The organism is Gorillibacterium sp. CAU 1737 (genome assembly GCF_039888655.1).
GTDB lineage: Bacteria > Bacillota > Bacilli > Paenibacillales > NBRC-103111 > Gorillibacterium.
Map to the genome: position 1 here is coordinate 39,801 of NZ_JBDQQO010000006.1, position 13,069 is coordinate 52,869.

Sequence of the window (13,069 nt, forward strand, 5' to 3'; positions counted from 1 at the left end):
CTCCGGCCACATTGTGGTCAGGAGGCTTCTTTGGATTGGCGTGCCCGCTATGTTGATTCCGATTAGAGCAGGAGACCGGTCAGTCCGTTCAACAAAAGCTTGGAGGCGATCAGCATCACCAATACGTAAGCGACCGAGAACCCGCCGAGCACCGGAAGATAATCCCGGTCGTCCACCCCGAACAGCTTCAGCGAAGCCGTTATGGTGAAGAGCAGGGTCGACAAAAGGCAGATGCTGACGATCAGGTACGAGCCAGGCAGCCAGACCAGACCGACAAGAGCAGCAACGGCAAAACCAGCACCGGATAGAAGCTGCATTCCGCCAAGCTTTACAATCGCGTCCAGAAAGCTGAGCTTCTTCGTTCCCTTCCAGTTGCCCAGAATCCACAGAAGAACGAGAAAAGTGGCAAGTGAGAGAATGCCGAGTACCAGAAGATTCGATGCAACCGGAACCTCTTTCGCCGGATTGCCGAACAAGCCTCCGAAGCTGTCCTTGAAGGCCCAGATCAGCTTCAGCTTTAGGACAAGCCCCCACAAGAAAAACCCAATGATGGAACCCCCGATGCCGATCCAGCCATAAAGCGCTTCTTTCGTTGAATCCAGAGACAAGCCCGCCCTCGGGTTAAGCAATAGGTTGAGCAGCGTATGCTTGTCCAGCGCGATTCCTGTCGCTTGCCCCCCTCCAGTCGCTGCAGGTTGAACCTTGACCGGTAAAACCTGACATTCATGCGTTTCCCCGTCTTGAACAGGAAGCCCACAATCCGAGCAAAATGCCATTTCATCGATTGCCCCTTTCACGAAAATTCCAGCGCAAGATTTCACCAAATATTCACACGCTTAAGAGGGAAATTTCTACATTTTTCATGCAAATCCTCCTATTCCTCTATTATTTATTTTCCCCGCATTCAGCAAGTCTCGAAAAGAACAAACACCCGCTGCAAGAACAACGAGAGGTTGTCCTTGCAGCGGGTGTGCATCAGGATAGCAGTATGGTTCGGCCTTATGGAGTCCATATTGAGATCGGCTTCGTTTCGGCTGTACGTGAACCAAGCGGGTGATCTGAATGAAGCTGCGAAGGGTTACAACGCCGCCGTGGAGCTCTTCTTCCCAATGAGGCTTCTCAGGTAGCTCAACACCCAGCGATCCAGACCGACCTTGCCGGCATTGGCAGCGGCGACGATAATCAGAACTTCCATGAGCAGCAATTGAACGTTCGTGCTTACCGTGCCGGAGAGCAGATACGAGGCGTTCATCACCAGCCCCATCAGCGCGGCGAAAGTCGTGAATGTGCCGAGAATCAAGCCAAGGCCGACCAAAAATTCACCATAAGGAACCAGGACATTAAAGAAGCTTACGTTCGGCAGCGCGGCATGCTCAAGGAAACTGGCCCACCACGACTGGACAGTCGGGTTCTCGCCGACGCTCTTGGCGATGGCCCCGTTCAAAAACCCGGATGCATCGAATCCTCCCGTGAGCTTATGCCAGCCGGCTTCTATCCATTGATAGCCAACATATACCCGAATGATCGTAAGCAGCACCATAGCCACCTTGTTTGTACGGAACCAGTTGTTGAACATCTTCTCCACTCCTCTTGTAGTTTCTCTAGGTTGTTTACTGCCGAATACACAATGTGATAAAAAGCACATGATTATCAAGGCAAAGAATGAAGAGGTTATGGGTCATTTGGACCCTTCTTCTCTATTCATCGTTACGAACCATAGGCAATGCTTCATTTTCTTCTTCACTGCTTGCATCGGATGATAATCTTCGACATCCTTATCATACGTGATTTTTTTCACCATGATATGTGACGGATATCACACTTATGAAAATTAATTTTATATCAAACTAATTTTCATCCTTCTCCACGTTCCATTTCAACATGATCGCGATCGCTCTGGGGACGATTGATGGGTCTTGACACTTCCTTTCCAAAAACCTACCATGGGGGCATGGATGAGAAAAAGATTTTGGCAACCATCAGTCGCATTCACCGGCGCGGAAACAAATACATCGAGCGGGAGCTTCAGAAGCATAACCTCCCTGGCATTGCTCCCTCGCATGGGGATATTTTATTTCAATTGTTCACTCGAGAAGATCTCACGATGAATCAACTTTCCGGTTATATTGACCGAGACAAATCAACCGTCACGGCATTGGTCGATAAGCTGGCCCGGCTCGGGTATGTGAAGCGTTCGCAGGATCAAGTGGACGGGAGAATCTATCATCTGCATCTAACCGAGAAAGGGAGAGAGCTTGAACCGGTATTTCTAGCGATATCCGAATCGCTGCAAGCGGTGATCTATGAAGAGTTTTCTCCCGAGGAAAGGCAGCTGTTGCTGAAATTGTTGGATAAAATCAAGCTTTAACTGCATGAAAAATCAAAGACAGAGTCGGTACAAGAAATAGCTCTTGTACCGACTCTGTCTTGTTTAAGGGCTCCGGAAATTACGGTTGTCCCTTCTGCGCAGCGGGATGCCGCTTGTGATCGATCAGCTGCTCCAGTACAGGCGTGAGCTGTTCTTTGAGCTTGGCCAGCAACTGCTGGCGGGACATCCCCCTCGCTCCGGCGATCTCGGCAAGCGATTTCCCGGAGGCGAGCTCCCGCTCCAGTCCTTCCTTGGTCATGCCAAGGGAAGCGGCCAGCTCGGGCAAGCGGGGGGTGAGCAGACCGCGCGGGCCTCCCTTCTTTCCTGCGTGAAGGAAGCCCTTGCGCTCGATCAGCTCCGGAAGCTTGCTCGAGACCCGCTCTTTCATCGCAGCCGCCGCTTCCTTGGAGAGCGAGCCTGCTTCCACCTCGCGGTCGAGGCGGGTAAAGCTCTTCGCTTTGAGTGCGGTGAGCAGCTGCTGGCGCGAGATGCCCTTCGCTGCGGCCACGTCGCTCAGGCTCTTGCCTGCCATCAGCTCCTTGTGCAGCTCCTCCTTGCTCATGCCCAGTACGGCCGCCGATTCTTGGAGCAAGCGCTCCGCCCGGTGATGCGGCTCCGGGTGGCCGTAGCGGATCGGGGGAGCCGCTTGATCGGCGGCTTGCTCCGGCCGAGCGAAAGCGGCCGCCGGCGCCGCACAGGCAAGCGGGGCTGCGGCAATCGCCAGTGTTAAGAATACCGCGAGGGTATTTCCGTTTCGATGCTTCATGCTGTCCTCATTCCTTTCCCGAATGGGCAGAAGGCGGCGGGTAAGGCCTTTGCTGCCTCCCGCGCCTCCCTCTGCCTTGCGCGTCGAGCGCGCTTCAAGGATAGGGTGCCCAAGCGGAAGGAAATGATTACCGAACGAAAGCGGAGGGGCCGAATGCCTGAAGCAGCTTCACGAAGAGATTCGGGAAGGGGTAGAGTGCCTCCTCGCCTGCCGCCATCCAGGCGTAGCCGGGCGGAAGAGCCGCGCCGGCGCCGGGTGCCAGGCGGCTGCGGAACACGCGCATGTCCCAGCGAAGATGGCTGAACGTATGCTCCGCATCGGTCAGCCAAGCTTCCGGGACGAGGCGCAGGCCGTCTGCGGCCGCCAGCTCCGCCGCGAGGGCGGCGGCATCGGCCGCCGGGTAGCCGGGTGCTCCGGCCGGGACGGGCAAGGACGCGGTCGGCGCCCCCTCCTTGCTGCCCGCAGGCAGCAGCGCATGCGGCAGCTCCCAGAGCCCGGCGAGCAAGCCGCTCTCCGGGCGGCGGCGGATCAGGACGCGGCCCGCGTCGTCAAAGGCAAGCGCCGCCACCCGGGCTTCCGGGCGCGGAGGCTTCGCCTTCGACTTGACCGGAAGCTCGTCCACGCGCCCTTCGAGCCGCGCGCCGCACCGCTCCATCACCGGGCACGTCAGGCAGTGCGGCGACTTCGGGGTGCACACCGTCGCGCCGAGCTCCATGAGCCCTTGGTTGAAGTCACCCGCTCCCCCCTCCGGGATGAGGGAGCGAGCCAGCTTCTCAATCTTCACGCGCGCGGAAGGCTTCGCGATGTCGTCCTCCAGCAGAAAAAACCGCGACAGCACGCGCATGACATTGCCGTCCACCGCCGGCTCCGGCCGTTCGTAGGCGATGCTCAGGATCGCTCCGGCTGTATAGGGCCCGATGCCCTTCAGGCCGCGAACAGCCTCCGGATCATTCGGCATCACGCCGTCATAATCCTGGACGAGCTCGCGGGCGGCCGCTTGCAGATTGCGGGCGCGGGAGTAATAGCCAAGTCCCTCCCACGCCTTGAGAACTTCTTCCTCCGGTGCGTTTGCGAGCGCCTCCACAGTGGGGAACTTGTCCATAAACCGATTGAAATAGGGAATGACCGTCTCCACCCGCGTCTGTTGGAGCATGATCTCTGAGATCCAGATGCGATAAGGGTCCCGATTCATTCGCCAAGGCAGGCTGCGGTTTCCCCGGCGATACCAGGCAAGCAAGTTTTCTGTATAGTAGGCATTCAAGGATTCCTGTGAGTGTAAGGCGGTCATGATGACTCCTCTCTAGTGCTTTGGAACACGCGCGCGCGGACCGTTTCGATGCCTTTTCGCGCGGTCGATGAAGATTTGATATACTAGATAGACGCGACTCTCGAAAAAAGAGCATGTTCACACGCTACCGCTATCATTATACGGAAATCGGCAGCACAAGGAAAACGAATGCCGGTCCAAGCTCGGAGGAAATGGCTGTGTCATCTGGAAAAAACCGACGATCAAGCGAGCAAGCCGGCCTCAAGGCGGCTCGCTATTCCCCTTATATTCCGCTTCTCACCCTATGGGGCCTGCAATGGATAGCAACAGCTCTCCTGGGGCAATGGGGCCCCTCCGGATTGCCCGGCTGGAGCCCGCAGCGACCCGATCACCTGACCGCCCTCTCGTTCTGGGTCGCCCTGCTGCTCACCGTTCTGGTTGTACTGCTCCTCTCCATGAATCGCAGGAGCAAGGGGATTCAACAGGACTCTGACCCGCCAACGGATTCAGGGGTCATTCCAACGCGGCCCGTTCCAGAGGTTTCCTCTGAGCTGACGAAGCCTTCTACTCCCAGCATCGTAGCTGCCCCGACGGATAAGCGTGGAGCTAGCCCCGCCGATTCGCACAGAACAAAACCGGTACGCAGCGTAGGGATGGCGCTCCTGGTCCTCGTGTGGCTGCTTCCGCTCGTTCTGCCCTTTTGGTATGGAACGGGTACGCAGCTCTGGCCGGAGCTGCTCCGCGCGACGCTCCTATCCGGCTTGTTGTTCCTGCTGGGCCGCAGCTTGCATCGCAGCTTCTACTCCTTCGCCGGTTGGATGCTGGCGCTCACGCTCGCCGTCACACTCCTGTTCTACGGCTTCGCCCCCTTCGTTCTCAGCTTTCTGGGCGGGTGTGCGCTCATCGCCTGCCGGATTAAACTCCGGCGGCTCGCCTCTCGGAGCAAGTAGAAGGCGTTTGCCGCTCATTCCTCCTCAAAAAAAGACTCCCCTCCAAGCAGACGGTCTCATCGAGACGCTCCGATTGGAGGGGAGTTTCTTTGCTTCTTCATGCCTTTAGCAAGGGGCAGGTCTTGCAGTAGGCTCCAGAAGCCGATACCCGATAGAGGAGGCAGCAGGTTTTTCTCTTTCGCTTCATGATACCGTCCCCGGTTGGGATGATCTTCGGGCTGTCGTACATACGAAGCGGATTCTCATGAAGCCCGAACCATTCAGTGGGTGCTTCCAGAAGAAAGCGGAAATCCTCTTCAATCTGCATCCTCTGCTTGGGGTCTGCCGCCTCTTCCGGCATCTTGGTTTCATACAGCCAGTAGAAGGATGCCGCGAGATTCTCCCAGAGGATCGACACCGGCATGCGAGCCGCACCGGCCATCGCCTGCCAAACGATAGCGATATTCTCCGCAAAGATCCCGCGAATCACCGCTTCACGCCAGGCGTCTCTTCCCTCGCTCCCCGGGACCGTCACCTCTTCATCAACGAGTCGAAGCTCCGGGAGCCACGCGTCCTCCCGATAGACCGACTCGACCGAGCAGCGATCCAGTGCACAGTTCAGCCCCTTGTCATACATCGTCATGGCGTACAAAGCCGCAGACATGGTCAGAAAGCCGTACCGTTTTGCAAATTGAGAAGCGACGGCGGGCAGCTCCTTCTCCTTCCACAGCGGAGTCGCCATCAGGTAGGTTCGGCATGTCTCAGCATCCAGTAGGTCGGAAGCGGCAAGAGACAGCCTGCGATCGGATGAGGGAGTATTGGTAAGCCGGTAGTGCTCACGCAGGCACTCCCTCTCTTCCAGGCTAAACCGAGAGGACTGCGCGCTCATGCCCAATTCTCCTCCCCCTGCCATGCGGGATGCAGGTCGGCGTCCCGAACAGAGGGTCCGCTGCAATCTCGCATTCCATGCCGAAGACATCCTGAACCATCCCTTTGGTCACGATCTCCTCCGGCTTCCCTGCGGCATAGATTCGGCGGTCTCGCAGCGCCACCATGTGGTGGGCATAACGGGCAGCCAGGTTCAGGTCATGCAGCACCATAACGATCGTCTGCTGCTCCCGTTCGTTACGTTCGAACAACAGATCCAGAATTTCGATCTGGTGGGTCAAGTCCAGATAGGTGGTTGGTTCGTCAAGGAGCAACACCTCCGTCTCCTGCGCGAGCGTCATGGCAATCCAGGCCCGCTGCCGCTGGCCACCGGAGAGCGAATCGACCGTGCGGTCTGCCAGCTCGGTGAGCTTGGTATCCCGAAGAGCTCCCTGCACCGCACGCTCATCCTGCTCCGACCAGGCTTGCAGCCAGCTCTGGTGCGGGTAGCGTCCCTGCTTCACGAGCTGAAGCACTGTCAGTCCTTCGGGAGCGATCGGGCCCTGCGGCAGAATGGCGACGCTTCTCGCCACCTCCTTGGTGGGGATTCGCTCGATGGCTTGACCGTTCAGCAGAACCGCCCCGGACGCCGGTTTCAGAAGCCGCGCCAGCGAACGCAGGAGCGTCGATTTGCCGCAGCCATTGCTGCCGACCAAGACGGTGATTTGGCCCTCCGGAATGCGGAGATCGAGCGAGTCGATGATCGGCCCTCCTCCATAGGTTAGGGTGAGGGACGCTGTTTCCAAGACAGGCATCGGATTGCCTCCTTCGCTTCTCTATTGATGTCGGTTGCGGTACAGCAGATATATGAAGAATGGAGCTCCAATGGCCGATACGAAGACACCGGCAGGCAAGTCCTTTGGCAGAAACAGCGTTCTTGCCGCCACATCCGCGAGAAAGACCGTCATGGCGCCGACGAGTGCCGTAACCGGGATCAACGTCCCGAAGGAGCGACCGACCAGCCTACGCGCCATGTGGGGGGCGATCAGCCCCACGAAGCTGATCCCCCCGGCATAAGCGACCGCCGAGCCCGCCAGTGCGGCACTGATGCCGAGGAGCGCGAAGCGGTGCAGCTGCACCTTGACTCCAAGTCCGGTTGCCACGGAATCGCCCAGCTCTTGAGCGCTCGCCGACTTCGAGAAGAGGACGGCCAGCGGGAGGAACCCGATCAGCCAAGGGAGCATCGCCCGCACATCGCTCCATGAAGCGCCATACACACTGCCGGTCAGCCAAAGAAAGGCTTCTGTTGTCGAATAGGTGGTGCCGAACAGCATCAACATCGTCGTCAAGGAACTCATGGCAAGCGAGAACCCAATGCCGATCAGGACGAGGCGGATGGGCGTCACGCCCTTGTTCCAGGACAGCAAATACACCAGCAGGGAAACCACGGCTGCACCCAGAATCGCGGCTAAGGGAAGCCACTTCAGGCTGACCGTTCCCGCCAGGAAGGTCAGGAAGCTGACCGCTGCCGCTGAGGCTCCGCCCGTGATGCCTAGCATGTCGGGAGAGCCGAGCGGGTTGCGAATGATTCCCTGGAGGATGAGGCCCGATATGCCAAGGGCCGCTCCGACAAGCGCTCCCAGCAGCAGGCGGGGCAGCCGGAGGGTGCCAAGCACATAGGCATCCGACTCCATTCCTGCTCCGAACAGATGAAGGAGCACGCGATGCGGCGGAATCCACGTGCTGCCGACAGACAGACTGCCCACAAAGAGGACAAGAAACAGGGCGCAGAGGGCTCCGATTGTTTTCAACGCTTTTTTCTCGATGAGGACAGAGGCCGTTCCTCGCCGATTGCGCCAGCTTACGTAGCGATTCATTCTCGATGGAACCCCCTTCTCGCCAGATAAATAAAGAACGGAGTGCCGAGAAAGGCGGTCACCACACCGATGGGAAGCCCTTGCGGAGCAAGCAAAAAGCGGGAAGCCACGTCAGCCAAGAGGAGCAAGCTCGCTCCCAGCACGAGGCAATACGGGATGATCCAACGATGGTCGGTCCCCACGAGCCCGCGCACGATGTGCGGCACCACGAGGCCGACAAAACCGATCGAGCCGCCGACCGCCACCGACCCACCGGCCAGCACGATGATGACGATCGCCATCGCGGCTTTGACCAAAACCGTTCGCTGCCCAAGCCCCTTGGCGATGTCCTCCCCCGTCACCAGGAGATTGACGGCTTTGCCGAGCAAAAGGGCCGCAAGCCATCCCGCGGCGAGCAGCGGCGCGATCGGCCGAAGCATATCGAGAGAACGGCCGGCCACCGACCCGGCCAGCCAGAAGAGCGCGCTCTCCAAATTCTGCTCATTGATGACCAGGAGCCCCTGGGTCATGGAGACGAATAACGCGCTGATCGCCGCTCCAGCGAGCACGATCTTGAGCGGGGAAAGGCCGTCCTTCCCCAGCGAGCCTAACGCGTATACAAGCGCAGCGGCGATCCCAGCGCCGAGAAAAGCCATCCACATATAGGAGCTGAGAGACGTTGCCGGGAAGAACGCCAGCATGAGGACAACGAAAAAAACCGCTCCTGCATTAATGCCGAATACACTCGGGGAAGCGAGCGGATTCCGGGTCAACGCCTGCATCAGCGTCCCGGCCACCGCCAGGCTGGCTCCGATGGCTGTGGCAAGAAGCGCCCGGGTCAGCCGGGAGGTCATGATGATGACATGGGCAGCGGAATCGGCATCATAATGAGTGAAGGCCCGGATGGCCGTCTTGAATGGAATCGAGGTTTGACCGAACGCGATGCTCGACAAAAAGCTGACGGCGAGGAGAAGCATCCCCGCCGCCAATCCCGCCCATTTGGCGGTAGGTCCTTTGAGCAAATGGATCATAGCTCAAAATGTTCGTAGAGCTGGTCGAGCATTTTGTTCGCTGCAAGGATGCCCCCGCCCATGTTCCAGATCACTTCGTCGACCTTGAACATCTGATTGTTCTTGACCGAATCGAGGGTTTTCCAGAGCGGGTGTGCGGTCCACTCTTCGAAGGTCTTTTGCACACCGGCTTCATTGCCCGGATCGGTCAGGAAATAGAAGCTGACGTCCGCATTCATCGTCGGGATGCTTTCCTTATCGGTAAGCTTGAGCACGATTCCGCCCTTGTCTACTTCCTTCTGGAGAGCGTCCGTGCGCGTAAAGCCCAGCTCATTTAGAATATCTCCTGCATATCCCGTTACATAAATCCGGGCATGATCGGCGCGGAAGTTGAGCACGGAAACCTTAAGCGGCCATTTATCACCCAGCTTGGCGACAATCTTTTGCTTGAAATCAGCCACGCGGCTGTCCCAATTGGCCAGCAGTTGATCGGCTTCCGCTTGCTTGTTCAAGGCTTGGCCCATCATCTTGGTCGTCTCTTTGAACTGGTAGACGTTCGGCAGTACGACCGTTGGGGCAATCTGGCTGAGCTGCTCATAGATTTTCTCATGGCGAACAGCAGAGGCGATGATGAGATCCGGCTTCAGCTTGTTGATCTCCTCCAGGTTTGGCTGAGTCTCCTCTCCGACGACCGTAACCCCCTCTAGGTCGCTGCGAAGGTATTGGTAGAAGGGCTGCTCCAGCCAGGATTCAACTGCCCCCACCGGCTTGATGCCGAGGGCGACGGCAGCATCGGTTGCGCCTTGGAACAGCGTAACAACACGCAGCGGCGTTCCCTTAATGGAGGCTTCCCCAAGCGCATGCTTGACCACACGGGTGTCATCAGCAGCAGCCGTTCCTGGTTCCCCTGTCGGAGAACTGCTCGTCTCCGCGACTGCTTGCGTAGGACTGGGCGAAGTAGAGCCGCTTCCCTGTTTGTTGGAGGAACATCCGGCAATCAGGAGCGCCAGGAGGATGCAGGCGGTGAAGATCGTGAGGCTTTTCGTTGAACGAAGCAAAGTTTCTCTCCCCTTTTCTATGTACTGATATTGAGAATCATTATCAACATAGAGTTAGTTAATCATAGGAAAGAGTCGGTGTCAACGAAAAGATGAAGAGAAATTCATCGATTTGTAACAAAAGCGTAATGTGATTTTCAGGTTCCATTAAGGTTCAGTGGGTAATCTATAACTAGCCCCCCTAATGATATAGATCGGAATTGAACCTGCCGGGTTGACCGCCGGCAGGTTTATTCCTGTCTACGGGGCGCCTCTCCCCTCTTCAACCAGGTGAAAAGGGCATGTGTGAGGGCTCGCATCGACTAGCCGCTGCGAGCCCTCACACCAGCTGACGCTTCACCGCCCGCTCCCATTCTCCATACAGGCGCCTCCGCACTTCCTCCGCCATGCAAGGCACGTAGCACTCCCGCTCCTTCCACAGTCGGCGTATCTCTTCGCGGCCAGACCAGAGGCCGACCTGGAGGCCGGCGAGATAGGCCGCTCCGAGCGCTGTGGTCTCCGCTTCCTCGGGCAGTGTCACCGTTCGGTTGAGAATATCCGCCTGGAACTGCAGAAGGAACCGGTTGCGGGTCATTCCTCCATCTGCCCTCAGCTCGCTAAGCGGAATGCCCGACTCCTCTTCCATCGCTCGAATGACATCCACTGTTTGGTAGGCTACCGCCTCCAGTGCAGCGCGCACGATATGCTCCTTGCGGGTGCCTCGGGAGATTCCCGTGATCATGCCCCGGGCATCCGGGTTCCAGTAGGGGGTTCCCAGCCCGTTGAAGGCCGGCACGAAATAAACCCCATCGGTATCGGGTACGGCCAGCGCCAGCGCTTCGGTCTCCTTCGCCTCTCGAACGAGACCAAGACCGTCTCTCAGCCACTGGACGACGGCTCCCGCCGTGAAGACACTGCCTTCGAGGGCATATTCCGTCTTCCCTTCCGCCTGCCATGCTACCGTGGTGAGAAGCCCGTGTCTGCTGCTCGCCGGACGTTCTCCTGTATTCATCAGGAGGAAGCAGCCCGTTCCATAGGTGTTCTTCAGCATGCCCTCCTCGTGGCAGGCCTGTCCGAACAAGGCCGCCTGCTGGTCGCCTGCCGCTCCTGCAATGGGGATCCCCTCCAGTCCGGGAATTCCGGTCACCCTGCCGAAATCGCCCGAGGAAGGACGAACCTCAGGCAGCATGGCCATGGGCACGCCAAACAGGCGGCACAGTTCTTCATCCCAGGTCAGCTTATGGATGTTAAACAGCATCGTGCGGGAGGCATTGCTGACATCCGTCGCATGCACCCGCCCTCCGGTCAAGTTCCAGATCAGCCAGCTGTCGATCGTTCCGAACAGCACCTCTCCACGCTCGGCCTTTTCCTTAAGCCCGGGAATCTCCCGAAGCAACCACGCGAGCTTCGTTCCAGAAAAATAAGGGTCCACAATAAGTCCCGTCTTCTCTCGAATCCCTTCCTCGTGGCCCGCGCTCTTGAGTTCCGTGCACAGCCCCGAGGTCCGGCGGCATTGCCAGACAATCGCCGGGTGCACCGGCCTTCCGCTCTCCCGCTCCCAGACGACAACGGTCTCCCGCTGATTGGTGATGCCGATCGCCGCAATCGCCCCTTCTGCCTGAGCAGCGGCCTCCTGCATGACGGTCCGCTGAATGCTCCAGATTTCGGCTGCATCCTGCTCCACCCAACCGCTCTGCGGGTAATGCTGAGCGAACTCCCTTTGGGCGGTAGTCAGCGGTCTCCCCGCTTCATCGAACAGAATCGCTCGACAGCTCGTCGTTCCCTGGTCGAGTGCGAGAATATACGTCTTCTCTCTCATGCTCATTCCTTCATTCCTCCGACTGAGGCTTCATCATCAAATGGGGCTCTATTCCCTCTACAACGGCAAAAGCTCCCGCCGTCATCTCGGTATGCGTAATGCTGATATGAATCCGAACAGAAGCGGGATCAAGGCCCAGCCGATGCAGTGCTTCCGCGGATACCCGGCACACCGGGCGGCCCGACCGCTCCGCGGTGACAAGAATGTCTTGAAAGCCGAGGCAAGCACCGATGCCGCTGCCAAGCGCCTTCGAAACGGCCTCCTTGACGGCGAAGCGCCCAGCCACATACTCCGCTGCCCGTTTTCCCCCGTCGAGAGTGTTGTCCAGCTGCCCGACCTTGAGCGACAACGCTGCTCGTTCTTGCTCCGTCAAGATTCGGGCTAGAAAGCGGTCCCGGGATGGACGCTGAAGAACTTCCTCCATCCGCGATATTTCCGTGAGGTCTGTACCAATGCCAATGATCACATCTCTTACCGCCTTATCTGTATCCCTCGAAGCCAACCAGGCTCCAGGGCAAAGTACAAGCTCATTTCCCTATTATAGCAAACTCTCTCCAATTGACCGAGTGCAGCCGCCAACCGCTTCCATCAAAAAAACAACGCCCCCTTCGCCGGTCTGTCAACCGGGATGGGGACGCTGTCTGCCGCTATACCAAGCGGTTGGGGAGCCGCCTCATTGGCAGTATTCTTGGAAAGCCGCTGTCAGATCGTCTGCGATCTGATCGGCGTTCCGGTCTTCGATGCGGTGCCGCGGAATGAAATGCACCAGTTCCCCGCCCTTGAACAAGGCGATGGAAGGCGAGGAAGGCGGAAGCTCTCCCAGGAATTGCTCCCGCGCTGCGGCGGTCGCTTCCTTATCCTGACCGGCGAAGACGGTGAAGAGTTGATCCGGCTTGATTGCGCCTTCGAGAGCCTTGGCAATCCCCGGACGGCATTGTCCGGCAGCGCAGCCGCAGACGGAGTTGATGACGAGCAGCGCTGTTCCGTCAGCGCCTCCCAGCTTCTCGGCAACCTCCTCCGGCGTACGCAGTTCCTCCACTCCGATTCGGGTCAGTTCATCGCGCATCGGTTGAACCGTATCGCGCATGTATTGATCAAAGGACATGATCATGGCCATCCACTCCTTTATCATAGTTGCAGTTTTGTGTCT

General features: G+C 58.2%; 14 protein-coding genes. 2 read left to right on the forward strand and 12 right to left on the reverse strand.

Going from position 1 to position 13,069, the window contains the following annotated elements; genetic code table 11:
* Window positions 1-62: 62 nt before the first annotated feature.
* Entirely contained in the window at window positions 63-776 is a 714-nt protein-coding gene (locus tag AAFN83_RS13740; RefSeq protein WP_347770287.1) for a hypothetical protein, read from the reverse strand.
* A gap of 302 nt (window positions 777-1,078) precedes the next feature.
* Window positions 1,079-1,576, reverse strand: a complete 498-nt coding sequence (locus AAFN83_RS13745) for a DoxX family protein (RefSeq protein WP_347770289.1) — start codon at window positions 1,574-1,576, stop codon at window positions 1,079-1,081.
* Between the two features lie 375 nt (window positions 1,577-1,951).
* Here AAFN83_RS13745 and AAFN83_RS13750 point away from each other — a divergent pair, with 375 nt between their 5' ends.
* Window positions 1,952-2,368: a MarR family winged helix-turn-helix transcriptional regulator gene (locus AAFN83_RS13750; RefSeq protein WP_347770291.1), complete on the forward strand. Its 417-nt coding sequence runs from the start codon at window positions 1,952-1,954 to the stop codon at window positions 2,366-2,368.
* A 79-nt stretch (window positions 2,369-2,447) separates the two neighbouring features.
* On the opposite strand, the gene AAFN83_RS13755 is transcribed toward AAFN83_RS13750, so the two are convergent.
* Window positions 2,448-3,134, reverse strand: coding sequence for a hypothetical protein (locus AAFN83_RS13755; protein WP_347770293.1), 687 nt, complete (start codon window positions 3,132-3,134; stop codon window positions 2,448-2,450).
* A 127-nt stretch (window positions 3,135-3,261) separates the two neighbouring features.
* Window positions 3,262-4,422: an A/G-specific adenine glycosylase gene (mutY, locus tag AAFN83_RS13760; RefSeq protein ID WP_347770295.1), complete on the reverse strand. Its 1,161-nt coding sequence runs from the start codon at window positions 4,420-4,422 to the stop codon at window positions 3,262-3,264.
* A 197-nt stretch (window positions 4,423-4,619) separates the two neighbouring features.
* Here mutY and AAFN83_RS13765 point away from each other — a divergent pair, with 197 nt between their 5' ends.
* Window positions 4,620-5,351, forward strand: a complete 732-nt coding sequence (locus AAFN83_RS13765) for a hypothetical protein (protein ID WP_347770297.1) — start codon at window positions 4,620-4,622, stop codon at window positions 5,349-5,351.
* A gap of 97 nt (window positions 5,352-5,448) precedes the next feature.
* On the opposite strand, the gene AAFN83_RS13770 is transcribed toward AAFN83_RS13765, so the two are convergent.
* The 8 genes from AAFN83_RS13770 to AAFN83_RS13805 all read right to left on the reverse strand — a co-directional run bounded on the left by AAFN83_RS13770 (window position 5,449) and on the right by AAFN83_RS13805 (window position 13,030).
* Window positions 5,449-6,219: an IucA/IucC family C-terminal-domain containing protein gene (locus AAFN83_RS13770; protein ID WP_347770299.1), complete on the reverse strand. Its 771-nt coding sequence runs from the start codon at window positions 6,217-6,219 to the stop codon at window positions 5,449-5,451.
* On the reverse strand, window positions 6,194-7,012 hold the full coding sequence (locus AAFN83_RS13775) for an ABC transporter ATP-binding protein (RefSeq protein WP_347770301.1): 819 nt from the start codon (window positions 7,010-7,012) through the stop codon (window positions 6,194-6,196). Before AAFN83_RS13775 ends, AAFN83_RS13770 begins: the two co-directional genes overlap by 26 nt.
* A 21-nt stretch (window positions 7,013-7,033) precedes the next feature.
* Entirely contained in the window at window positions 7,034-8,074 is a 1,041-nt protein-coding gene (locus AAFN83_RS13780) for a FecCD family ABC transporter permease (RefSeq protein WP_347770303.1), read from the reverse strand.
* Window positions 8,071-9,084 (reverse strand): FecCD family ABC transporter permease, encoded by a 1,014-nt coding sequence (locus tag AAFN83_RS13785; protein WP_347770305.1) that lies wholly within the window; start codon window positions 9,082-9,084, stop codon window positions 8,071-8,073. The genes AAFN83_RS13780 and AAFN83_RS13785 overlap by 4 nt, the downstream gene beginning before the upstream one ends.
* Complete coding sequence (locus AAFN83_RS13790) at window positions 9,081-10,121, reverse strand: ABC transporter substrate-binding protein (RefSeq protein ID WP_347770307.1); 1,041 nt, start codon at window positions 10,119-10,121, stop codon at window positions 9,081-9,083. Before AAFN83_RS13790 ends, AAFN83_RS13785 begins: the two co-directional genes overlap by 4 nt.
* Before the next feature lie 319 nt (window positions 10,122-10,440).
* Window positions 10,441-11,919 (reverse strand): glycerol kinase GlpK, encoded by a 1,479-nt coding sequence (gene glpK, locus AAFN83_RS13795; protein ID WP_347770748.1) that lies wholly within the window; start codon window positions 11,917-11,919, stop codon window positions 10,441-10,443.
* Window positions 11,920-11,929: 10 nt separating this feature from the next.
* Entirely contained in the window at window positions 11,930-12,385 is a 456-nt protein-coding gene (gene acpS / locus AAFN83_RS13800; RefSeq protein ID WP_347770309.1) for a holo-ACP synthase, read from the reverse strand.
* Between the two features lie 207 nt (window positions 12,386-12,592).
* On the reverse strand, window positions 12,593-13,030 hold the full coding sequence (locus AAFN83_RS13805) for a BrxA/BrxB family bacilliredoxin (protein WP_347770311.1): 438 nt from the start codon (window positions 13,028-13,030) through the stop codon (window positions 12,593-12,595).
* Between the last annotated feature and the right edge of the window lie 39 nt (window positions 13,031-13,069).

Bases quoted from the DNA above. Each gene is read 5' to 3' on its own strand.
- AAFN83_RS13740 (WP_347770287.1), bottom strand. From the start codon at position 776: ATGGCATTTTGCTCGGATTGTGGGCTTCCTGTTCAAGACGGGGAAACG.
- AAFN83_RS13745 (WP_347770289.1), bottom strand. From the start codon at position 1,576: ATGTTCAACAACTGGTTCCGTACAAACAAGGTGGCTATGGTGCTGCTT.
- AAFN83_RS13750 (WP_347770291.1), top strand. From the start codon at position 1,952: ATGGATGAGAAAAAGATTTTGGCAACCATCAGTCGCATTCACCGGCGC.
- AAFN83_RS13755 (WP_347770293.1), bottom strand. From the start codon at position 3,134: ATGAAGCATCGAAACGGAAATACCCTCGCGGTATTCTTAACACTGGCG.
- mutY (WP_347770295.1), bottom strand. From the start codon at position 4,422: ATGACCGCCTTACACTCACAGGAATCCTTGAATGCCTACTATACAGAA.
- AAFN83_RS13770 (WP_347770299.1), bottom strand. From the start codon at position 6,219: ATGAGCGCGCAGTCCTCTCGGTTTAGCCTGGAAGAGAGGGAGTGCCTG.
- AAFN83_RS13775 (WP_347770301.1), bottom strand. From the start codon at position 7,012: ATGCCTGTCTTGGAAACAGCGTCCCTCACCCTAACCTATGGAGGAGGG.
- AAFN83_RS13780 (WP_347770303.1), bottom strand. From the start codon at position 8,074: ATGAATCGCTACGTAAGCTGGCGCAATCGGCGAGGAACGGCCTCTGTC.
- AAFN83_RS13785 (WP_347770305.1), bottom strand. From the start codon at position 9,084: ATGATCCATTTGCTCAAAGGACCTACCGCCAAATGGGCGGGATTGGCG.
- glpK (WP_347770748.1), bottom strand. From the start codon at position 11,919: ATGAGAGAGAAGACGTATATTCTCGCACTCGACCAGGGAACGACGAGC.
- AAFN83_RS13805 (WP_347770311.1), bottom strand. From the start codon at position 13,030: ATGATCATGTCCTTTGATCAATACATGCGCGATACGGTTCAACCGATG.